This is a genomic window from Polaromonas sp. AET17H-212 (assembly GCF_002379085.1).
Lineage (GTDB): Bacteria > Pseudomonadota > Gammaproteobacteria > Burkholderiales > Burkholderiaceae_C > Polaromonas.
The window spans coordinates 33,659-56,145 of the sequence record NZ_NBZW01000028.1 but is presented as its reverse complement, the minus strand read 5'-3'; the positions used below and the strand labels follow the sequence as shown (position 1 = coordinate 56,145).

Annotated in this window: 19 protein-coding genes; 6 read left to right on the top strand and 13 right to left on the bottom strand. The window is 58.1% G+C overall.

Annotated elements, in window-relative coordinates:
* From B7G53_RS18375 to B7G53_RS18360, 4 genes are all read right to left on the bottom strand, one after another.
* On the bottom strand, positions 1-293 hold a 293-nt coding region (locus B7G53_RS18375), incomplete at its 3' end, for a DnaB-like helicase N-terminal domain-containing protein (RefSeq protein WP_303621660.1).
* Between the two features lie 23 nt (positions 294-316).
* Positions 317-1,432 (bottom strand): hypothetical protein, encoded by a 1,116-nt coding sequence (locus B7G53_RS18370; protein ID WP_096670391.1) that lies wholly within the window; start codon positions 1,430-1,432, stop codon positions 317-319.
* Positions 1,429-1,980 (bottom strand): A1S_2505 family phage non-structural protein, encoded by a 552-nt coding sequence (locus B7G53_RS18365; protein ID WP_176491407.1) that lies wholly within the window; start codon positions 1,978-1,980, stop codon positions 1,429-1,431. Before B7G53_RS18365 ends, B7G53_RS18370 begins: the two co-directional genes overlap by 4 nt.
* Before the next feature lie 53 nt (positions 1,981-2,033).
* Positions 2,034-2,738 carry a hypothetical protein gene (locus B7G53_RS18360; protein ID WP_141396388.1) on the bottom strand — a complete coding sequence of 235 codons (705 nt, stop codon included), beginning with the start codon at positions 2,736-2,738 and terminating at the stop codon, positions 2,034-2,036.
* Between the two features lie 520 nt (positions 2,739-3,258).
* On the opposite strand from B7G53_RS18360, the gene B7G53_RS18355 reads away from it, so the two are divergent.
* The 5 genes from B7G53_RS18355 (at position 3,259) to B7G53_RS18335 (ending at position 9,990) form a co-directional block, all read left to right on the top strand.
* Entirely contained in the window at positions 3,259-3,633 is a 375-nt protein-coding gene (locus tag B7G53_RS18355) for a hypothetical protein (protein ID WP_096670387.1), read from the top strand.
* A 10-nt stretch (positions 3,634-3,643) separates the two neighbouring features.
* Positions 3,644-4,093 carry a hypothetical protein gene (locus B7G53_RS18350; RefSeq protein WP_096670385.1) on the top strand — a complete coding sequence of 150 codons (450 nt, stop codon included), beginning with the start codon at positions 3,644-3,646 and terminating at the stop codon, positions 4,091-4,093.
* A 501-nt stretch (positions 4,094-4,594) separates the two neighbouring features.
* Complete coding sequence (locus B7G53_RS18345; protein WP_096670383.1) at positions 4,595-5,926, top strand: hypothetical protein; 1,332 nt, start codon at positions 4,595-4,597, stop codon at positions 5,924-5,926.
* Positions 5,927-6,104: 178 nt separating this feature from the next.
* Entirely contained in the window at positions 6,105-6,761 is a 657-nt protein-coding gene (locus B7G53_RS18340; RefSeq protein ID WP_096670381.1) for a hypothetical protein, read from the top strand.
* Positions 6,762-7,089: 328 nt separating this feature from the next.
* Positions 7,090-9,990 carry a class I SAM-dependent DNA methyltransferase gene (locus tag B7G53_RS18335; protein ID WP_096670379.1) on the top strand — a complete coding sequence of 967 codons (2,901 nt, stop codon included), beginning with the start codon at positions 7,090-7,092 and terminating at the stop codon, positions 9,988-9,990.
* Between the two features lie 281 nt (positions 9,991-10,271).
* Here B7G53_RS18335 and B7G53_RS18330 read toward each other — a convergent pair whose 3' ends face one another.
* The 5 genes from B7G53_RS18330 to B7G53_RS18310 all read right to left on the bottom strand — a co-directional run bounded on the left by B7G53_RS18330 (position 10,272) and on the right by B7G53_RS18310 (position 16,656).
* Positions 10,272-11,813 (bottom strand): helicase-related protein, encoded by a 1,542-nt coding sequence (locus B7G53_RS18330; RefSeq protein ID WP_096670377.1) that lies wholly within the window; start codon positions 11,811-11,813, stop codon positions 10,272-10,274.
* 13 nt (positions 11,814-11,826) lie between these two features.
* Complete coding sequence (locus tag B7G53_RS18325; protein WP_141396387.1) at positions 11,827-15,393, bottom strand: hypothetical protein; 3,567 nt, start codon at positions 15,391-15,393, stop codon at positions 11,827-11,829.
* A 275-nt stretch (positions 15,394-15,668) separates the two neighbouring features.
* Positions 15,669-16,073 carry a hypothetical protein gene (locus B7G53_RS18320; RefSeq protein WP_096670374.1) on the bottom strand — a complete coding sequence of 135 codons (405 nt, stop codon included), beginning with the start codon at positions 16,071-16,073 and terminating at the stop codon, positions 15,669-15,671.
* Positions 16,073-16,363 (bottom strand): nicotinamide mononucleotide transporter, encoded by a 291-nt coding sequence (locus B7G53_RS22600; RefSeq protein WP_176491406.1) that lies wholly within the window; start codon positions 16,361-16,363, stop codon positions 16,073-16,075. Before B7G53_RS22600 ends, B7G53_RS18320 begins: the two co-directional genes overlap by 1 nt.
* Entirely contained in the window at positions 16,348-16,656 is a 309-nt protein-coding gene (locus B7G53_RS18310) for a hypothetical protein (protein WP_096670370.1), read from the bottom strand. The genes B7G53_RS22600 and B7G53_RS18310 overlap by 16 nt, the downstream gene beginning before the upstream one ends.
* A gap of 432 nt (positions 16,657-17,088) precedes the next feature.
* Here B7G53_RS18310 and B7G53_RS18305 point away from each other — a divergent pair, with 432 nt between their 5' ends.
* Positions 17,089-17,871, top strand: a complete 783-nt coding sequence (locus B7G53_RS18305) for a hypothetical protein (RefSeq protein ID WP_096670395.1) — start codon at positions 17,089-17,091, stop codon at positions 17,869-17,871.
* A 77-nt stretch (positions 17,872-17,948) separates the two neighbouring features.
* On the opposite strand, the gene B7G53_RS18300 is transcribed toward B7G53_RS18305, so the two are convergent.
* The 4 genes from B7G53_RS18300 to pilV (B7G53_RS18285) all read right to left on the bottom strand — a co-directional run bounded on the left by B7G53_RS18300 (position 17,949) and on the right by pilV (B7G53_RS18285) (position 22,178).
* Positions 17,949-18,494, bottom strand: a complete 546-nt coding sequence (locus B7G53_RS18300; RefSeq protein WP_096670368.1) for a hypothetical protein — start codon at positions 18,492-18,494, stop codon at positions 17,949-17,951.
* A gap of 231 nt (positions 18,495-18,725) precedes the next feature.
* Positions 18,726-18,926: a hypothetical protein gene (locus tag B7G53_RS18295; RefSeq protein WP_096670366.1), complete on the bottom strand. Its 201-nt coding sequence runs from the start codon at positions 18,924-18,926 to the stop codon at positions 18,726-18,728.
* Positions 18,927-19,227: 301 nt separating this feature from the next.
* Positions 19,228-20,685, bottom strand: coding sequence for a shufflon system plasmid conjugative transfer pilus tip adhesin PilV (gene pilV, locus B7G53_RS18290; RefSeq protein ID WP_096670364.1), 1,458 nt, complete (start codon positions 20,683-20,685; stop codon positions 19,228-19,230).
* A 104-nt stretch (positions 20,686-20,789) separates the two neighbouring features.
* A complete protein-coding gene (gene pilV / locus B7G53_RS18285) occupies positions 20,790-22,178 on the bottom strand; it encodes a shufflon system plasmid conjugative transfer pilus tip adhesin PilV (protein ID WP_240523431.1) in 1,389 nt (462 codons plus the stop codon).
* Positions 22,179-22,487 lie beyond the last annotated feature (309 nt).

Sequence of the window (22,487 nt, the reverse complement as noted above, 5' to 3'; positions counted from 1 at the left end):
GCCAGCGAGTTCAGGTAACTCAGACCGCCGATATCCTCGGCCTTGCCCAGGTTCTGCAGGTGTTCGTAAACCGTGATCACGTCGGCCGGCTTGGTCGCGTTGATCAGGGCACCGACGGCCGCGTAGATCAGCTTGTGTTCGTAGCGGTAGAAATCCTCATCGACCAGCAGGTCGCCGACCCGGTCCCAGGCGCCGTTGTCCAGCAGCAGGCCGCCCAGTACGCTGGATTCACCCTCCACTGAGTGAGGAGGGATGCGTAACGCGGCGAATTCGTCGATCTGTGGGACTTTCATGGGCGTCTCCAGCGTTTCCCCGATTATTCAGCCTTCAGACGCAGGGACTCCATCCGTTTCAGCCCTGCCCTCGCGACCACCTCCGATACTTCGAGTGTGTCCAGCCAGAGCCGGATCACGGAATTTCGGATCACCGCGGGGCCCTGGGCCACGTGTGGCCCGCCAGCGGCGGGCTGCGCGCTCCCGGCTGACTTGCGTAGCCGCTTGAGGGCCTGGCTGACCGCGTAGTAGACGGAAGTAGGGTCCATCGGAGGAAGGGCCTGAGGGGCAGCGCCTGGTTTAGGCACGCTGGTCCGCCGCGCAACAAAGAGGGGTTCCAGCCAGTCAGGCTGATGCTGGCCAGCGTCGCCGCCCGGTGGCCTGCCTGAACGCTTGGCGAAGAGCGCTGCCCGTGCGCAGACCCACATGAGGACGAGCTCAGCCATGGGTGGCGAGATTTCAAGCTGCCTTCCCACGAGCTGGTCCGACAACATGACTTCGATGAGCAGAGGTTCGGGATTCGATTCAGGATGCTCGATCTGTTGTAGCGAGAGCGGCTTGTTGTCGGTGCGCCGCAGATCCACCCCTCGAAGCGCAATCACCTCCGAAGTAGTTATTCCGGTATCCACCAGGACAGCGAGCATGGCCCGGTCCCGGACATGCCACCAGTCGTTCTCGTTTTTGACCTTGATAATCGTGACCAGCGTTTTTGCCTTGCGCAAGCGCTGGAAGACGGCCGGCTCAAGGACCTGAGATTTTCGGTCGTCCTCGGAAATGGACGGCCTTTGCTCTTCCGGAACGTCAAGGGTGGGGTTGTTGGAGAGCTTTCCCGATGCCACAGCGGAGTGGTAGACGCCCCGCAGGATCCGCCAGTACCGTTGGCGGGTGTAGGAGGACATGTGTGTGGCGCTGAGTGCCTTGCGGCGGCCGGCGCGCTCCGGCGCGGGGCCTTCCAGGAACCGATGGATGGTTGCTGCTGTTGCGGTGTGCCAGGTTTGCCGGTTTTCGCCGAGCCACCAGCACCACGCGTCCCACAAGGTGCGGTAGGCCTTGATGGAGGTGGCGTTCAGCTCCTCCCCCATGCTATCCGTCCAGATTTTGTATGGGTCGTCACCTGCAGATACGTCCACGGCCGGCAGGGGCTGGGCGGTGGTGGTCATTTGGGGTGAAGCACCACGTGGGTGCAGTGAAGTTCGGGTGCCATGATCAAGTCGGAATATGTGAAGTGCCCACAAAACGGGCACCGTTCCACGTTCCGGTCGGGAGCGGAGGTGGGCGGGGCACCGGTGGGGCTCGTGCGGGAGGCTGCCCGCGCCTGGCTCACGTAGGTGCGCCACTTCTCCGGCAGGGAGCAATTCTCAGACGCCGCGGCAAAAAGCGGGCCCATCACGTCGTCGGTCACACCGGGAAGTTCAGTACCCACGGCAGTCACAAAGAAGTTTTTCTCAGGGTTGGCGGCGGCGAACTGCAGGAACTCGGTGACAGAGGATTCGATGCTGGCCAGCGGCAGCGCGGATTTGTGCCTGTCGGTGGTTGGAATGGCGTAGGCGCTTCCAGTCAAACCCTTGGAGGCCCCGTAGGCGGCGCGGAAGTTCACCCGGGCCACGCGCGCGGCGCCCTTGGCGTGACTGCCGCCTTCATCGGAGGCAAATACCCAGATCCATTGCCCGTTTGGAACGCTGGAGGGCGAGTGAAACTTGAATGTCATGTGCAGGGGCCTGTCTTTTGTTGGAATGGGGAGCGAAGGGATCGGGGCACGCGTCACATCACGATCTGGCCAATGCCATCGGCGATGCGCTGAATCATGGGCCGGACGTGCTTGTCCGACAAGCGCATGCCGGCATGCAGCGTCATGGCGGCCTTGGCCAACTCGCCAAGGCAGTCCCAGACTTGCTGCGCGTCGGCCACGCGGCCTTGGACGCGCAATTTGTCGCCTTGAACGAGGTTCGAATCGCAAAGAAGCAAGATCAGCACGGCCAGTTGATCAGGCGTCGGGCGCAGGAAGTGCAGCCAGTAGGGCCAGAAGGTGTGAGCGGCACGCATGAACGTGAAGACTTCCGGAATCTGGTGGACCTCACGCGAGTCACCTGCAAAGCCTGCGAAGACGAGGTCGAGGCGCTGCATGGCGCCGAGACACTTGTCCTGCGTGTCGGACAGGCGCATCAGGCGGTCAACGAAGGCGCCAACGGCGCCGGCTTCGATCTCGTCTCGCTGGATGACGAATTCAATCGGCGCGGCGTTCAATGCGGGCGCTGGCATGGTCGGTACAGGATAGAGGCTCCGATCAAGAATCCATTTGGTGGGCTGGCTAAGTGTGCCGCGAGTTTTGCGCGTTTCGGCCGGCCCAACGGGGTCGTTTTGGCTTGAAAGCATCATGCGCATGAAATCGACCAGGCTGTTAGGGGCATCCCCTAAGGTCAGGTTGTGAACACTATTACGTGGAGAGAAGGGTTTTTGGAAATTCATATCTTCAATCTACACCACGACAAAACCCTGTCAAGCCCCTCTTCCCCCCCCCTTTTTGGTGACTTGTTGCTCCGAATCCGTGTGGCCCCGGCCTCGGCGGCGCGGCCTATGTTTCAGGGGGAAGGAAGGGGGAAAAGAGGTCGACCAAAGGGGGGGATGCACCCGGAATTGTTCAATTTCCATTGTGTATATTCAATATGACCTGCTAAGTATTTGCAGCGGAGTGTTGGGTTTTCTAGGGGCTAGAAAGTCCACAACAAATGGCAGTTTTGGGGGTGTTTTGCTCCATTCGTATTGAATAGAGTCCACAACCGGGCGGGCTGCGCAGGGCTCACGACTCCTCGCCGGGAAAAGTGCCGGCAGGCAGTTGGCCAGGCTCGCGCTGTCTGGTTCAGTGCCTGCCTTTGCTGCCGGCCCGGCGGTGACCATTGCGATTTGACAGAGGGAGTTGCAGCAGTACCATCGAACTAATGAACGCAACTTCTTCAACTATCAACCGCTGTGCGAAAGGGAGCCACTAATGTCTCTTGGAACCAAAGGCGCGGTCGCGGGCGCACTCTACGTTCGGGCCAAACAAGAAAGCGCCAGTCACGACGACGCCCTGACTGAACTGCAGATGCTGGATTTCAAGGCAATCAAGAAACTCACCCACAGACGTTCGGCCAAGGAAGCACTGGGGGAACTCATGAAGGAGGTTCTGGACGAACGACGAGGAAGGAAACCTGTGCGGTTGAGCGATCCGAAGAACAGTGAACTTCGCAACGATGAGTACGTCGAAATTTTCGCCAGGATTGTCGCAAAAGCTGCCGAGCACATTCGCGTGCCCCGAGGCATGACGCTTCTAATCACGGATGAAGAAAAGCAGGAATTCAAGGCGCTTCGCGGCCTTAAATAGGGTTTTCAGTATGTTTGATGGATTTTCCTGGGGCGCCGCCTACGCAATCAATAGCAATCAGAAGGAATTCGAGCGAGAGGCGCGAAGGCTTCGACTGCGAATCGAAGAAAACGACGAACGAGGCGAAGTCGAACGTCTCTTGCAGCAGGGCATGTACAAAACCATGAACGCCCTCATCGAAGAGATCCGTGAGATTGACGAGGGCAGGCTAGCCCCCGACCTGGCCCGTCTCACCTCCAAGACAACCGGCGAACATCGGTTCCATAGGTTTCGGGAAGAAGCGAGTGGTGCATGCTTTCGCATGTCCAAGGGAGAGTTCGAGCTTGAATATAACTGTCGTACTGATCCGCAAGGATCGCTGCCAACAACCATGCATGGCAGCGCGTTGTCAACAAAGCGTGTAAAAGCCAGGCGCAAGCCCGATAGCACGCTTCCCTACTGGATAGTCCCACCGAAGTGAATGACGACCAGCTTTATCTGGTCTCGTTCCGAAACAGTCGTCTTTCTACTCACGGGAGAGATAAAAGCCGCCTTGGTCGCCATTGCGTGCATTTGCTACGAACCCACAGTAGAATCCGCTAACTCACTCCCAAGCCTCGGCCATGGAGCGTTTGCGGATCAAGTGTCCGCCTGCAACCACAGGTCATGACCGCCCCCGGCGAATCGTGGCCCCCTTGAAGCTTTCGCGCCTGATTTTTCTGGCCCTCGATGCGCTCAAGGCGACTTCTTTCCAACATTCAGCCCCAGGGCGACCACGGTCGGCCGCCGGCGTGACGTGCTCAACGTAGCCCCGTCAACGACCCCCCTCCCCTTCAATTCAACGCCTCGGCAAGCCGCCGACGATTCCCTAAGTGCTTTGCCCATCACTCCGCGTGATGCGCTACGGCCGCCGCATTGTTCGCCGCAAAGCACTTGGGGAATCGCATTTGTTCGATTCACACTAAATTTGGAGAGTCTCGCCATGTCCACTCAACGCACTTCACTCGCGTCCACCCCCAACGCTGTTTCCCTCGACACCCTCAGTGGTGCGCAAAAATTCCATGACCGCCAGGCGGAGACGCCGGCACTCGCGCGCGCGGAGGTCGTGGATCGCTTCAGCGACGACCCCGGAACCATCAACCGCATCAAGAAGATCCTCACGACCACGTCGCGGGGAGTTCCCGCCGAATATGAGAACGCCTGGCACTGGGCGGCCGCCTGGGTCGCGGAAAACGGCGTAACGCTACCGCCGGACACCACGGAACTGCGGTCACTGCGCAACTGGTTCTGCTACCAGGTCAACAGCTTCAAAAAGGGTCGGCTGAGCGACATCTCGCGCAGCCTGCTCGAACACTACAACATCGACCTTGCCTTGTACCGCGCACCCAACACCGGCCGCGGCACGATGCTCGACGACGATGCGATGGTCAGTGAGATGCTGAAACTGCATTCCACAACCGGAAGCTTCAACCCCCAGGTCGACGCGGCGCCCGAGCTCCTGGAGTGGCAGCGACGCCTGCTGGAGTGCTTCATTGCCCGGGGGACCTCGGGGAGGATGCGGGCCATCGCGAGCAAACTCCCGGGTTTCAGCTTTGGATCCTGGCTTCGCCCAGGTGAGGCGCCCGTTCCTTCAAGCCAGGACAGCTGGTGGGCGACTGCCAAGGCATTCAAGTTGGCCACGGCCACGTGCCCGGCTTTTCGCGGTGTGATCGATACAAACACCCCGAAGCACCTCGCTACATGGGCATCCGACCAAATCACAGCCGCATCATCCGGCCGCATGAGCCCGCGGCAGCGCGGGGAGCTACTCAGCATTGGGGTCCTCTCAACTCAGGAACACAAACGAAGTGCGGAACGTGCCGAGGCACTGTTGGTCGCTCGCGCAGAACTTGGCGCAGCTAGCCCAAGCCAGCACGATCGGGACTTAAATACCTTTCTGGGAACAGCTTTGCTGGTGCGGCTGATCGGGCGCAACGCCGACCTGAAGGAGATCTACTCAACGCTGGGGATCACACCGATTCAGTATTCCCGCGTGCTCCAAGCGCTAGCTCCGATTCTTGCCCGGATTGCCGCTCTGCAGGACCTCCACCGCCTGAATCTGGCGCGCCAGCTGTACAGGGAAAACGCGTTGGAGTTCAACCGCGCCCGCTCAGGACGTGAGCTGCCCGAGCATGTCTACAAAAACCAGCCGAAGGTAGCGGGTGAGCGACTGAAGGCCCTCGTTGACCTGCTGCTCGAGGCGCGCGAAACACTGCGGGCGGTCAACGTCCGGCAAACAGGCATCAATCGCAAAGGCAACTTGTCAGCGCATTGACGCGCACTCTGGGGAAGGCGCGCCTAGCGGGCGGCAGTAGAATGGCGGTCTGGCGTTGAACGGCGCCAACCGCCCACATGGTGAACTCGCTCCGGCGAGCCGTTTTTCTTCCTCGAACTCAACCTCGACTCCAGCGCGGGGCAAGTGGGCTGCCAGACAGCGCTTAAGGAAGAACGAGATGAGCACCCCCCTTACAGCGACCCTCCTGGCCAACATCAAGCGCGAGGCCAAGCGGCGCGCAAAAGCATCAAGTGCCTCATACAACGCCACTCTCGACGTGGTTGCCCGTGAACTCGGATTTGCAAGCTGGCATGCTGTAACTCAGGGCAGGAATGTGCCTGTGCCGGCGGCTTCGGCGCGCGAACTACCTGTGGACCCCGCTTTGCCGCCGATGTTTGACTTCACCCCCAACGAAGACCGCCCTGAAAGCGAAATTGAGCGATGGTGGCTCAAGCCTTTTGCGGTCACGCGCGGCGACGGAACTTTCGACGTTCGGTGTCTCGACGGAGGTGCCCATGACAGAAGTACCTGGTACGGTACCGCGAAAGATCTCGCAAGCGCGAAGGAGATTGCAGCAGCCAAGTTGGCAAACTGGCTCGAATTCCTCGACCGCCCGATTGTGACCATGGACGCTGATTCCTACTCGCTGACGATCGGTTCACTCCATCCTCGGCTGCCTCGCGCGGTCCTGGCCACATTCGAATCGATGGATCTGCTTCGCGCATGGCTGGCGGAGTGGGAAGAAAACATTGCGACCCACCCTGAACGTACCGCTGCTGCGCTTCAGCTGGCCCGGCAGGTCGTCATAGAGAGCGACGCAGCTGCCATGCGGTGAGCGCGCCCGCCTTGCTGGCCATTTTCTATTGCGGCGCGGTTGGCGTGCGGGAAAATCAAGCTGGCCGCTTCTAGCTGGGCTCTCGCACAACCCCTGACGAAACGGCCCCACCGCCATTTTCGTGCTCGAGAAACTGCTGAAACTTGCGAAGCGCGTCCGGCGAGCCGTCAACCACCCAGGTGTAGTGGCTAAAGGCTGATAAATATTGCTTGGTCCGCGGGACAACAACTGTTCCCCTTCTCACGAGCAGGTCAACGCTTGGGTGATTCAGTGGTAACCTTTGCCGGCCCAAGCACGGGCTGCACTTCGTCATAGCGATAGAAATTCCATGTCCCCTGTCCAATTCATCGCCCTCTGGCAGTCCAACAAACTCACCGAACGCGCCGGGGCCCAGGCCCATTTTGATGATTTGTGTGAGCTGCTTGGCGTTGACAAGCCGCGCGACCCCAACGATTACTGCTTCGAGCGCGGTGCCAAGAAGTCCAGCGGAGGCGATGGCTGGGCCGATGTGTGGAAGCGGGGTTTTTTTGCGTGGGAGAACAAGAAGCCAGGCCGTGACCTCGACAAAGCCCTCAAACAACTCACCGACTACTCCCTGCAACTCGAGAGCCCGCCGCTCTTGGTGGTATGCGACCGCGAGCGCATCATCATCCACACCGCCTTCACCGGCTACCCCGACGAGCCGCGCGAAATACGCATTGAAGAACTGGTGGATGACAGTAAGCGCCAAATCCTCAAATGGGTGTTCACCGACCCGCTGAAGTTGCGGCCTGAAAAATCAACCGCCGCCGTCACCGAAGAAGCCGCCCAGCGTTTTGCCGGACTGGCCGAGGCCATGCGCCAGCGTGGGCAAGACAGCCACAAGGTAGCGCACTTCCTCGTGCAATGCCTGTTCTGCATGTTCGCTGAAGACGAAGGACTGTTGCCCGAAAGAATATTCACGGGCCTGCTTGCGAGCGCAAAAAGTGACGTAGCCAAGGCCGCTAACCGCATTGCTGCCTTGTTCATGGCTATGCAGGAGCCCAAAGGCGCTTACGGCAACGATGACATTGAATGGTTCAACGGCGGCTTATTCCGGCGGGTTGCCGTCCCCGCGCTGACTGCCAGCGATCTTGAAACACTGCGCGCAGCCTCTTCTGACATGGACTGGCGCGCGATTGACCCTACCATTTTCGGCACACTGTTTGAGCGTGGCCTCGGCAGCAGGCGCGCGGCGCTGGGCGCGCACTACACCGACCCCGGCACCATCGCCAAGCTGGTCGAGCCGCTGGTGCGCGAGCCGCTGCTGGCCGAATGGGAGTCCACACGCAAAAAAATCGCGAAGTTCGCACCCAAGTTCGGCATGGTGAAAACGCGCGGCAAGAAATTTCGCTCAAACGACGCACTACAACAGGGCCAAGAACTTTATCAACACTTTCTGCTGCACCTGGCCAACTTTCGTGTGCTCGACCCCGCCTGCGGCAGCGGCAACTTTCTATATCTTGCGCTTAAAGCGCTACGTGACGTGGAAAAGCGCGCTCAAATTGAGGCGCAGGAACTGGGCCTGCAAGCAGAGGTCAGTTTGCAGACCGGTCCGCACAACATACTGGGCCTGGAAATCAATGAGTTCGCCGCCGAACTGGCCCGGGTCACGGTTTGGATTGGCGACATCCAGTGGTCCCGGCAAAACGGCTGGCCTCACAGCTTGAACCCAATTCTGAAGCCACTGGACGGCATTGAAAACCGTGATGCGTTGGTGAATGCTGATGGTAGCCAAGCAGTTTGGCCTGAGGCGGATGTCATCGTCGGCAATCCACCTTTTATCGGCAACAAGAAAATGCGCGGGGAATTGGGCGATGTCTATGTGGACGCGGTGCGCTTAGCCTATCACGACAACAAGCTGGATGGTGCAGACCTTGTTTGCTTCTGGTTCGAAAAAGCAAGAATGCAGATGGAAGCTGGCAAATTGCATGCAGCGGGCTTTGTTTCGACCAACTCCATACGCGGCGGAGCGAACCGCGAGGTTCTCAATCGCATCGTGGAGAAGTCACGCATTTTTCTTGCATGGAGCGATGAAGAATGGTGGGACAACGGCGCTGCCGTGCGTGTGTCCATGACAGGCTTCGGACAAAGCGCCATGAAGCCCATGCTTGATGGGCTTGAAGTCCCGGCCATTCATGCAGACCTGAATGCAGACATCGATGTGACGAAAGCATCAAAAATGCATGAAAACCTGAACAAGTCATTTCAGGGAGTAACGCCATCGGCGGCCGTGAAAAAAAAGCTTCGTGAAAAGCTTGGCCTACCTGATGCCAGCTTCAATTTGGAAGGACGCGAAGCCAGAAGTATATTGCACGAGCCGGCCACGATGAACGGGGAACCTATGGCCGCAGTTGTTCGTCCCTATTTGATTGCGGATGACATCACGTCGCGCCCGCTCGATAGGTTTATCGTCAATTTCGTAGGCCGCGATGAAAAGGCCTCCGCTATGTTTGAGAAACCGTTTGCTGCTATCTCGAATGTGCGCTTGCATCGCCCGCATACAGACCGCTTTAACAATTTCCAGAAGTATCCGTGGTGGCAATTCGCTTGGCCACGGCCGGAGATGTTCGCCGCACTCAACGGACTATCGCGCTACATCTCCATCACGCGAGTATCAAAGCACCATCTCTGCGCCTGGACACAAGCTGCCGTTACACCCGGTGATGCGCTTGTAGTTATCGTCCGTGATGATGACACCACCATGGGAGTGCTTCAATCTCGCATTCACGAAGTTTGGGCTCTAAGGCGAGGCACGAGCTTGGGCGTCGGCAATGACCCGCGGTACACGCACACAACTTGCTTTGAAACTTTCCCGTTTCCCGAAGGCCTGACACCCAACATCCCCGCTACAGATTACGAAGACAATGAAAGAGCAAAGGCCATCGCCGTCGCAGCGATAGAACTCTTCAAGCTGCGTAACCATTACCTGAACCCGCCCGAGTGGACGGAATGGGAAATCACCCCCGAAGAACAAGCCGCCGGTTTTCCCCGGCGCCCCGTGCCCAGGCCCGGCCATGAGGCCGACCTGAAGAAGCGAACCCTCACCAACCTGTACAACGCCCGTCCCTCGTGGCTGGCCCTGGCGCACGAAACGCTGGACCAAGCCGTGGCTGCCGCCTACGGCTGGAGCGACTACACCCCGCAATGGACGGACGAACTAATCCTGCGCCGCCTGCTTACCCTAAACCAGCAACGCAGCGGCAAATAAACCGGGTCTCCGGTGAAAATTGATGTTTTGCGTCGGAAGTCTGGGTAGAAGCCTGCCAATTTGAAGGACCGCAATGAGCCCTTAGCGGCAGTTGCCTCTTCTCCAAAGGCGACATTCGATGGTCAACATCAGCGAGGTGGTCAGCGTTTAGCGGAATGGCGCTGAATGGTCCTCAACAGCTGCAATGACTGCTATCCCGGAAAAAGAATGCCAAAAAAAAGCCCCCTACTTTGCAGTAGGGGGCTCAGGGTTGCCGCTGTGGCAAATTTATTGAAACAGGCTTAACCTGCCTCGGCCGCCATGGTTTGGGTTCCCGCGGCGTCTTTATCAAGATCCAGTTCAGCGTTTATCTCACGCTGCCGTTCGAGCAGTGCCGCCAGGCGGTCCGCATACTCAAACTCCTGGGCCAACAGTTGCTTCGCTGAGGCGAGCTCATTGGTCTTGCGACCGTACTCTGCCCTCAATTCGGCCGAGGCAGTGGTGAAGCGTTTAACCGTCTCCATCACCGCTTTGGCCATCCCGCCGAGGTCGTTCATGTGTGGCCTGTCTACCCGAATTTCCTCCAGGCTATTCGGTCCGACCACATACATGACCGCCTGACACGCAATCTTGGCGTATTCGACTGCGAATCCCCCGATCTTGCCAATATCAATGCTTCCGCCGGCAATGTTGCCGCCCATGTTGGAATGTGCCCGGAAAGCGGCCGCGAGGCCTGTCATCCCGTTTCCAGCTGCATCCACCGCCTTTTGGGCGATGCTGGTAGCCGGAGCGAACACCGTCTTTTCATCGACAGCCATCGCCAACTTGGCGTCTTCTTCAATCGCCGGAATCAATTTGTCGATCCGGGCCAGGCGTGACTTGATAGCTCGCTCACTGCTGCTGGCCCTCCACTGTTGCTCTTCCCACTGGCCCCGGAGCAGCGAGTACTTCTGCACGTCAGCGTCGATCCCGGCTTTTTCCATCACCAGGGGGTTCCCCGATGCGATCGCCTTGATCTCCGCGTACGTCATCGCCGACATCGAGATGTCTTCGATAGTCCTCAATCCCGAGCCGGCCGTCATCACCTGTTCGATGAAGTTGGCCTTGGTATTGAGCAGCTGCCACGAGTACGCGTCAAAACTCCGCTCAGTAACGTACCGCCACAGCTCAATGCTCTCGTTCAGGTTGCCCTGTCGATCACCCCGGCCGTCACGCTGCTCAACATCCGAGGGGACCCACGGCCCGTCCAATTGATGAATCGCTTTCAAACGCATCTGCACGTTCGTTCCTGTACCCATCAGCTTTGTCGAGCCCAACAAGAAGCGCACTGCGCCTCCGCGAACCCGCTCAAACAACTTGGCTCTCGCCTTGTCGCTCGAATGGCTGTGTATGAATTCGACTTCCGCCGCTGGGACGCCCTTCTCTACCAGAAGCCTTTTGACTTCCGCATAGATGTTGAAGCTGGACCCCGTCGGTGTGCCCAGGTCGGAAAAGACCAACTGAGTCACCTTCAGCGCATGCCCCTCGTTCCAGATCCGCACCATGTTGTCCGCTGCAATCGCCAACTTACCTTGTGGGTTCGCTGGCAGAATGGGGTTCACCATTCTTACATCCAACGCGGCTTTGCGGCCGTCATTGGTGACTGCAAGCATGTTGTCGTCTTCGGGTTTAACCGCTCTGTTACGGATCGCATCGGCTCGTTTCACAAGCCCGGCCACAATTTCAAGTAGCTCTGCACTTGGCTTGGCCACCATCGTCTGCGGCTTGCCCCCGACAATCACCGGTGTCGGCAAATTCAACATCCGTTTTGTCCGGATGTCAGCGACCTCTCTGAAGATCGCCATCAGCTCGGGAAGGTTAACGAAACCGCGAGTACCGAGTGTTCATTCGATACCCACTTCCGTCTGGTGCCAACTCAATGCCCGTTACGCTCTCGCCGAAGCTTGCACTCCACGAGTCAAATTCGTACAAGCCGAATTTCTTGAGTGTTTCAGGCTGCAGAAATACCTGGTAGGTATGCATCTCTGCAATCGAATTGGTCAGGAAGGTTGCAGTCGCGAAGACAATGCCCTCCTGCTTTCCCCCTCGCGCAGCCATGATCAGTCTCGTCTTCATGAATGCATCGAACGCTCGTTGTGACGCGACGTTCGGCAACCCTGCAATGCGAGGCATCTTGGAGATTCTCCCCAAATTTTTTACCGAGTGCGCCTCGTCATACATGATCGCGTCGATTCCCAACTCGTCAAACCAGATGCAGTCCACATCCGCTTTTGTCTGAACCATTCGCTCCAAACGGGCTTCATGGTCCTTCATTCGCTTCTCGATCTCCTTGAGAGAACGCTTAGCGCCTGAGTCGGTTGCCATTTGCGCTGACGCGCGTGCTTCCGACAACATCTGCTCAACAAATGTCTGCTGAACCTCTGGTGAAACTGGCAATCTTTCGAAGGTTGCCTGAGTCATGATGATTGCATCCCAGTCCCCTGTCGCGACCCTCGCGCACCAGGTTCTGCGATTCAGCCCATGCAATGTTTCTTTACTTGCCATCAGCACTTTCGCCTGCGGGTACAAGCGAACGAACTCGGCCGTGTACTGCTCCAGGGTTGAGTTTTGAACGACATGGACAGGCTTCACAGCCTTACCCAGCCGCCGCATCTCCATCGAGGCAGCACATAAAACCATCGTCTTGCCAGCGCCAACACAGTGTCCGAGCAACGTATTACCGCTGACAAGGATGCGCCAGATGGCATCTCTTTGATGCCCGTATGGGTCCATCACCAACGACATCCCCTGCAGGAGCAGGTGCGAGCCGTCATATTTCCGTTCGACCAGCTGATTGAACAGATCGTTGTAGATCCGTAGCAACCGGTCGCGCCTGTCGGCGTCCTGGTAGATCCAGACCCGGAACTGATCCCGGATCGCCTGCCATTTCTCTCGCGCGCTAAGTGTGGCCATTCGGTCAACCACACGCTTTCCGTCGCACTCCACCGTGATGGTGGGTGGCTGCTGGTTCAGCGCTGCCTCAATCAACACCAGTGCGCATCGCTTGCTAGTGCCCCATTTCACCGTCTGCAGGATGTTGTCGCCAACAAACTCAACACGCCAGTTCGACGTTTTGAGACTCCACGAAGCCGTAGACGCTTCAAACGAGACGGTAATGTCGCTCGCCTTGGCATTCACTAGCTCGGTTGCAAACTGTTCAATCACATCCACTGGGATCCATGGCGCCCCAAGGCGTGCCTCCACATCCAGCGGTCCAAGGTCACGAGGCAAAACCGCCTCGAGCGCCGGTACGTTCCCCGCATACGCGGGGCCTGCAGCAGCTGCAGCAATCATCTTGTCCCGGATGTGTCCCGAAAGGTACTCATCCGCCGGCACCCACTTCGCGGCCACCGGATCTCGGAACGCCAGTTGCTGTTCGCTCAATTCCTTCACCACTTGCATCACCGGCGTACCGGTGCGAAGCGAAAGGTCCTTGAGAACGATCTGCCCGTATAGAGCAAGACTGATCAGCATGGCGTCCTTGACGTTGTCCACCTTCTCCGGAACCGCTCTGTGTCCCACGGTCCGCATCGAGAAAATGTCGGCCTTCTCAGCCTTACCTTCCTCGTCATTCCAGACCTCCAGAGCCAGCATGACTGGCCAGTCGGGGTCTGCACGCATCAAGCGACTGTTGGCGCTCGTGCTCAGGTAGCCGCAGGCACTGACAAAATTGTCGTATTCACGGTTCAAGTCCTTCTGCAGCTCGGCGAGCCGGACATCGTCTTGCGACCGTGCCTGGTGCGCGATCACGTCGACCACTTTTGACTTCAACCCGATCATCCCGATCAGACGCTTGCGCGCCGTCCCGGTGTACATCGAATCGACATCCAGCAGCTCGGCGCCTTCTGACACACAGATCCTTTCGTCTTTCAGGACGAACGAACCAGGTGAAATGTGCGCATCCAAGCTGTAGCGATTCAGCCCGCTGGGGGCCACGCCTTCCTGGTTTCGTTGATCTGGTTGGTAGACCAGAGCCGGCAGCTTTGCAGTCCTTTCGGACAACGCGGCTTCCAACGCCTCGATGTTTCCATCGAACTTCGGATTCAGGTTGTCGCCGAACTGCCCTGACTCCCATTCCAACAGGCCGACCACATTCTCCGGATGGCGGACGTAGTAGCTGTTGATCTGCGGGTCGTACGTGCAGTTTCCGCGCGACGGGCTGTAATAGCTGGTTGGCTGGCCTGGCTTGAGCATCGTCTCCGTTGCCTTTGCCATTTCAATCCACCCGCCCGCGTTGAAGTCGGGCATCTCACGGCGCTTGAAGACCATGAGATCGGTGACAGCCTCGGTGTTTGCCTGGCCTTTGAACGCCATTGTCGGCAGCCGGTATGCACCGAGCAATTCGGCATGCGCCGCAAGCCACTTGCGATGTGCACTTTTGGTGCTGTCCATCGTGTGACGTGATGTGATCAAAACGATCAGTCCACCGGGGCGCACCAGGTCAACAGCTTTCGCTATGAACCAATTGTGGATGCTCCAGTCCGCGTAGGCAGCGGTAGACGTATCGAGGGACCGGAAGTTGCCAAACGGCACATTGCCAATCACACAGTCCCAAAAAGCCACTGGCAAGTTCGCTTTCTCGAGTGCACAGGACTGAACCTGCACGCCCAAGGGGGCAAAACCTGTCTCCAGCAGCGCTGCGCTGATCGGATCCAGCTCGACTGCACTGATTTGGCTCTTGTTGGCAAGATCTGCCGGCATGCCGGCGAGAAAATGGCCCGGCCCTGCACTTGGCTCGATTACCCTGCCACCCTTGAAGCCCAGGTGGCGCACGATGTCCCATGCGGCGCGGACCAGCGCGGGATCGGTAAAGAACGCCGATGTGATCGACGAACGCATTTGAGTGAATTCTTTCTCACTCGTCAGCTGCTCAAGTTCATCGCGGTAGTGGGCCCAGCCGTGAGGCGTAGAACCATCTGGCGCGAAAACCTTCGCCAAACCACCCCAGCCGCAGTAACGGAGCAGGGAAGCCCTGTCCGCGTCATCGACTGGTCGGCCCGTCGCCTGGATCTCCCGCATGAGCTTGATCGCATTGAGGTTGTCCTCAATGCGGCGCTCCGCGGTCGCTGCAGGCTTAAACGAGTCGGGATCAATTTGAGGCCAGGGAACCTTGCGGTCCGCCCAGTCCTGCTCTTGATCATCCTTGACGCCCCATTCAGCAATCACTTCCGCGAAAGCTGATCTGTCCGTCTGCTCTGTTTCTTCGAGAGGCAAGCCTCCGTCGTCCAGATCTAATGTCGCCATGTCGAGCACGACTTTGGTGACAACTTCGGCAACCTGCGCAATCTCCGTCTTTTTGGACGGGACCACGAAGTCGTCGATGCTGAAACCTGCCAGCCATACGGAGGAATCCGTTGACTGATTTTTGATATGGGAAGTACCCATCGTTTTCTCCAATTCGTTGAGGAATTGCGAGAACGCGACTCTCCCCTTGTGGGAGAAGCGAGTCCCCACAAGGTGGAAATAGTTGTCGGCACGTCCCGCGGACAAAGCCGCCGGAGCGCATCGTGAAAGCCTTGCGGCTCTCATTCGATTTCGTTGGCCTTTCAGCCTTTCCAAATGGCAGCGCATCGCTGGCTGCCATTTAGAAAGGCCCCTGAAGAAGGGGCCCCAATGCGTTTGCATTTGAGTTATGGGGCAAGCCCCGGATCGCGAAACGACTACTGAGTGATCAGCCAGCCGGTGCGGTCGCCATCGTTGACACGCATGAGCGTGAAGCTCTGACGCTTCGGAACGACGGTGTCGCCGTCTGCGTCCACCGTCGAATACGCGAACTCCGCCGGCGCCTCATGACGCCCAGCGCGGGTTGCTGCAGAGATGAGCCCGTCCAGCCGTGCACCCTCCTCCAGGTACAGAGCGTGCGTGCGAATCGCCTTGCTGGGCCATCCGACATGACGCTCGTAGACCTGCGTTTCAATCGCAACCCGCGAGCCACCGAAGTGTTTTCCCGCGAAGGCTGTGACTTCGATAGCTGATCCGCCGCCGATTGCACCGGCTAGGCCGAAGTTTCCCGCATGCGTTCGTACTGTGGGCTTCTGCGCCCGTTGAAGATCGCTGCGTGCCATCACGTCATCCACCTCACCATGCCAGTGAACGACGTGGCCAAGAAGACGATTTGCATCATCAACAGGCCAAGTGCCCTGATCTGGACCGCGTACGCAATCAGGCAGATGTTGGACAACAGCAGGAAGTGCCAACCGTAAGGCGACATTTCGATGTTCAGGCAGAGCAGGACCGCGCCGATCACACCGAATGCAGCTCCTGCCCATTCGGCCCGTTTTGACGAGCGTTTCGTTTGCACGGTGTACGCCGGCAGCGACGGAGCAATGAACCAGCGTTTCAGAGGAAGATACATTGCGCATTCCCTTCCTGAGTGTTCGCCGAAGCCTTCGGAGACTCCGCCGTTGGTTTGACCAGCCATGAATTCAGCTCGGTGAGTTGCTGTTCATCTTTGGCGTCCTGAGCTGCCAGAACGGCCTTCGCCTGGTGGGCGACATGCTCAACTTTTTGCTTTTCGCTATCGCGATGCCGCTTGAACCGATCCGCGACCTTCTTCGCTTCCTTCGCCGCGTCATACCCCGGGATCGAGATAGTGATGCGCCGCTTGCGTTCAAGAATGGGGTCACGACTGTTTTGGATTCCAGCCATATAAAACTCCTAGTTTTGAGCCACGTGGCTCGATTTGTTGGTTTCCCCAGGCAGATCCCCTCACATGCGCGCGCGGACGCGTTCAAGTTGAGATTGGCCGTTTTGGCTGGATTTGCTTGGGTGTGAAGTGACCGTGCCGCTGACAAGCACGCGCTGGGCGAGTTATCAGAGGTGCCCGGTGCCGGGCAGTTGGTCATGCGGCGCCCTGAAGTTGGGCGCCTGCTACATGATGACCATGTAGCGAACGTCAGGCTGGTACTGGACCAGCAAAGGCGAGAATCGCCAATTGGGTGGAATATTAGCTTGCTGCAACTGTTGGGTCAATTGATCGCGACCACCCTACTCGAGCCATCCCGCCCACACAGGCTCAATAGCCCAATACTGCACCATTGCGCGGGATCTCACGCCGAGGCTGCGACCTACCATAGGCGGATGACGAATCCCCCGGACGACCTGCTCAAAGCCTCCTTCTTCGGTCCGTGGGTCCCCGCGCCGGGCCAGCCCGAGCGGGTGCGTCATCACTACATGTCACTGGCCCACTGGTACGAAAGCGTCAAGTTCATGCCGGCAAAGGCCGAGCTCAGGGATAGCGTCCTCTTTTGCCCCTCGGTGAAGGAAGCCCGCAAGTTTGCCAAGGCGCGTCAATCCGACTGGCGAAGTGATTGGAACCTGGTCCGTCATTCGGTCCTGATTGCCGGTCTCGGATTCCTCGCGATTGACCGGCCTGATCTAGGGTTAGAAATGATGGCCAAGGAGAAGCTCCTCGAGCAGCTCAGGGCCATGAAGCTGCCCGATCGCTTTGTAGGCGCCTGCGTCGACCGCTTCATGGAGTGGGCAGCCGGTCCCACGATCGCGTCCTTTGGTGCCAATACGGCCCCTGACAGCGTTGTCGGCCGCAAAATCAGCAAAACGGTGGCCAACAAGCCCAGTTGGACGCTTTTGTCTCTCTGCAATGGCAAAGCGGCATGGCGCCTACATGACTGGGCTTTGGCGCATTACATGCCTGTGCGCTACCTGGGCCAGCCGCTCAGCCGTTTCAGCGCGGAGATGGTTGCGGAGCTGGTCCATGCTTGCGACCAGCTGGTGGTGTTCGAGGTGAAGGGGGGAAGACGAGCAGATGCCGTAATCAAGTTGGCGCGCGCCCAGAAGAAGCCCCTCACTTTGGAACTCTATGACGCCGAAGATCTCGCCGCAAGAAGCCTAACTCAGGATTAACTCCCGATCGGGAGACAATTCTTCGGACATAAAAAAAGCCCGCACAGATGTGCGGGCTTTTTCCTGACGTAGACAACTCAGCGATAGCTGACCGTCTGTGCGTCCATGCTGATTTTTATCACCCGGAACACCCCATTGGTGTTCGAGATGAGCACCTGCTGGTTCGGCGACATTGCCTCGAAAGGCTCAGGCTGAATCACAGTCACAGTGCTGCTGAGGGCACCGGTGGTCGGGTTATACAACCCGATCACCAGTTCCTGGGCACGCGATGAAAACGCGGCGTTTGCCGCGCGTTCACCCACAAACCCGCCGATAGTCGTTCCCAGGACGCTGGCAAATGCCTTGCCCTGCCCGCTGAGTTGATTTCCCATCAGGCCGCCAAGGACACCACCAATCGCCGCACCACCAGTTCGCGTGATGCCTGAGGGCTGCACGAGCTTCATGCTGACCTGCAGGATCACACCCTTCATGGTCGGCGACATCACCTGCGCTTGCGAGCTGGCGTAGACGTTGCCGGACTGTGCTTTTGCCCCTGGCGCGAAACCGAGGACCACAGCAATAGCCGCAACGTAGAGAACAGCCAGAACACGATTGACCAGGCTCATATTTTTGAGGACTTGCATTTTCTTCTCCAGATAAAAATGCAGAAGCCCTCCCGTCAGGGCGGGCCCTGCGGGTTGAAATACCGAGCGAAGCTCGATACGCGGCGTCAAGTGACGCCAATGATTGGCAGCGAAAAGCTGCCCAAAATCTCCAGCCGTACGGCACGGAAGTGCCGAAGAGTTGAAAAAATCAATTCCCAAGTCAGGGAAAGGCCCTGCCTTACGGCAAGATCCCCCGAGTTGAGCTAACGACTAGTCGTTTTCTTGATCTCCAGCGCTCGAGTTCTGATCGAACATGAAGTCATCCTGATAGGCGAGCGAAACGTCCTGTCCAGGTGTTTCGGAATCACCGTCAAGGACGTCGACCGGGCCACCAGCATCTGGCGATCCGTTCGAGGGCCTCAAGAAGAAGCCAAGTCCCATCACGATGAGAAATGCCAGGACGTACATCATGGTGCCCTCCCAGCATGTGCCACATTCGCCTCAGACGAGCTGATCGAAGCCTCCAAGAGGGAGGTAGGTGATATCGAAACGTAAATGCCCATACAACCCCTTGCGGTTTCGTCGGGCACACCCGGAAGGGCTGACCCATCCGGTTTGTTGAAGGCGTGCACAAGGCACGCGAGATGCAAAAATTGCAAAGCAGCTACATTTCACCGCAAATTGCCTTTGGAATCAACAGTTGGTGGTCAGTCGACGTTCTCGAAGGAAATTGCGCGCCATAGGAGCCTCGCACGGGTCTTGGGTAGCGTCCCTAGTCCTCACTCAAGAGGCGAACTCGGGCAGATCCAACGAACATCATGTAAAGGCTTGAGGTGCTGCAGGAGCTTGCATCGCTTCCCGAGACGAGTATTTGGTATGTGCCAGCATCGAGATGTTCCAGGCAGAACCCTGACGGCGTCATATATCCCCCGCCGCCTCCCGCTTGCATGTTATCGGATGCACCACATACGCCCGCGCCCCCGGGGGAAATTAGGGTCACATTAAGTGAAACATATGAACCTGAATATCGGTACGCGTTTGCATCAACGTTAATGCCGTAATACCCGGGTGTGGTTACCGTCAAATATCCAGGTGCTGCATAACAGCCGGAAATTGATTGGTTGGCTGGCGTATATCCAGCAATTGCGTTGGAGCTGAAATTGCTCCCTGCTCTGGTCCAAACATTATTCTTACAAGAATAGACCTCTCCATTGGCAACTTTGGAAACCTGGCCGACTACCGGGCAAAACGTCCCCTTTACGATCGAGTCACTGAGTAGCAGCTTGCCGGCGCTCACGGTCCCGAGCGCTGAAAGGTTTCCACTGTCATCGACCGCCAAGGCGACCCATGAAGTGCCATTGCACGTGTAGACACGCGGTCCCGGGCCCACAGTAGAAGTCATGGCGACACGCGTCTGCCCCACAGAAGCGGCAGCGCAGCTGGGCAAGTCTGCGAAAGTCGCAACCGGATCATCCCAAAATGACGAGCCTTGCGCCTTCCACTGCCCGCTCTGGCAAGAAAGGACCCCGCCGGCAGCGCTCCTGGCCACGGCGCCCAAGCGGGTGCAGGCATCGCCGACAACTTGAATCGAGTTCAACACGAGGGGCGTGTTCATCTCATTGAGCTCTGGACGGCCAGGCACTGCATCGCGGGACAAAAACGCCGTTGAAGTAGCCCCATTTTCAAACCACAGTGCCATCACTGGAGTTCCCGCGGCTAGCCTGACGTTGCCGACAGTCCCGTCACAACGACGGCCAATATTATTGGTCCGGTCGTCAAAGGCTGCAGCTGGGACTTGCCATCCGCCGGAGGCGCCACGAATCACGGCTGGATCTGCATCGTAGACTGCCCCGCCGCTACCCCCGATCATCGAAGCAATTCCACCGAGGCTCAGATCATCTATCGATCGGCCGCCTTCGGAGACCACCAGAGCCTGCAGCCGGCCGGCTGTTGGCTCAAGGACGAGCACGCACATAGTCTGGCCGAAACTGTTCTGCGTGGCGAAATCGGAAGGGAGCGCGCCGGCCGCTACAAGGGTGGCTGCGTCAATCATGGCAGGTGCAGTGTCCGTGGCAACTGCCTGGACCGCTGCATAGTTGTCTTTGATGTATGACTGAGCCGCGTTGCCAAAGCTGCGAACCTGTCCAGCGGCAATTGATGCCTTTGCGTCCTCCGCATACAGATCAGACATCGCCACCAGCCCCGCCGTTGCGGCGGCGATGATCGCCAAGCTCGCGACGACCTCTACAAGGGCAATTCCTGCTTGACGAACCAGCCCGGACCTATTCCTTCCAGTTCGACTCGAAATACGGAAGGCAAACTTCGCAACAGTCACTACTGACATAAATACGCATTCGAATCTGACCCAGCGTAAACGGAAAACTGCCCACTTGGATATGCGCCAGTTCCGCTCGGACAACCACATGCCCCACCAGCTCGTGGGTTGCCAATGTAGCAGCCGACGTAAATGTTCGTGGAGAAGGCGCCGCCGAAAATTACACTCGCATGGCGTCCAATGCTGCGAATGTACACATCGGCAACGTTTGGGGTGCCTGGCTGCCATGAGTTACCGGCTTCATCGACGTACCAACGCCAATTGGTGTCATCGGCCCTAAAGAATCCCCCGTATGATGAGTGCATCATCAACGTCCCCGCGGCATCACCGCCCGCATTCCTGAAATTGACGCCCGCGTAGCTGTTCTTGTCCCCCTGCACCGTTATCGATCCGTAGGTCCCTTGACCTCCGGATCCAATAATCTTCGATGGGACCACGAGATTGCCTGAGTCATTAAAGGAAAGCGCTGCCCAGGATCCACCGATGCAAGAATAGGCACGGGGACCGCCGCCAACTGAAGGGACTTCCACCACTCTGGTATGGCCAACACTTCCAGCGTCGCAGGGCGGGAGGGACGCAAATGTACTTACAGGGTCCTTCCAAAACTCCGACCCACCACCTGCAGCTTTCCATTGGCCGAGCCTGCAGTTCATCACAGCGCCGGTAGAGTCGCGGGCAATGCTTCCAGGACGCGTACACGCGTCGTCAAGGGTGACCACGGAATTTAGAACGAGCGGTGTGTTTAGCTCATTGAGCTCAGGGCGACCGGGAACCGCATCCCGAGCGAGAAAGGCAGACGACGTGTCTCCATTTTCGAACCAAAGGGCCATTGCAGGCGTTCCGGGCGCGATCCGTACATTGCCAGCTGTGCCATCGCACCTGCGACTCACATTGTTCGCCAGGTCGTCAAAAGCGCTGGTCGTTAGCTCCCATCCACCCATAGCGCCCCGGATTGCTGCTGGAGCCGTTGAATACACAGCGCCACCACTGCCGCCAACAATTGCTGAAATCACGCCGAGGGTGAGATCGTCAATCGGCGTTCCGCCCTCAGAAACTACTAGCGCCTGCAGCTTGTTCGCAGTGGGCTCGAGCACGAGGGTACACATGGTCTGCGCGTAGGCATTTCTGCTGGAGAATTCTGCTGTAAGGTGCCCTGATGCAATGAGCGTTGATGCGTCGATCATCGCCGGAATAGTTGGTCCGGCAACTAGCTGGACTGCGGAATAGTTGTCCTTCACATAGGCGCGGGAAGCCTCGCCGAAGGTGCGGAGTTGGGTGGCTGCAATTGTTGCTTTTGTGTCCTGGGAGTACGAGTCTGCAACCATCGCCAAGCCGGCAAAAACACCGGCGAGAATGCCAAGACTTGCCACTACCTCGACAAGGGTCAACCCTTGCTGCGTTCGTCGGGATCCGCACCGCGCCCAGGCACCCCGTTTGTACCCGTGATCCGCAACGCTAAAGTCGTAAGGCCCCCTGAGCATCGAAATTCGACTCAGGTCGGAGGCCAGTTCGCAAAGCACTGAGCGCCTGCTTGACCGTTGTACGCCATGACGAACGTATTCCACCCAACATTGAAAGTGTCGGTACCACTAGTGTGCTGGACCCCGAAGCCTGGCACCCATCCAGAGTCATACCCGAGAGGGGGAATATACATACGCGTGAACGGATCACCATTTCCGTCAACGTAAGCCCAGGCC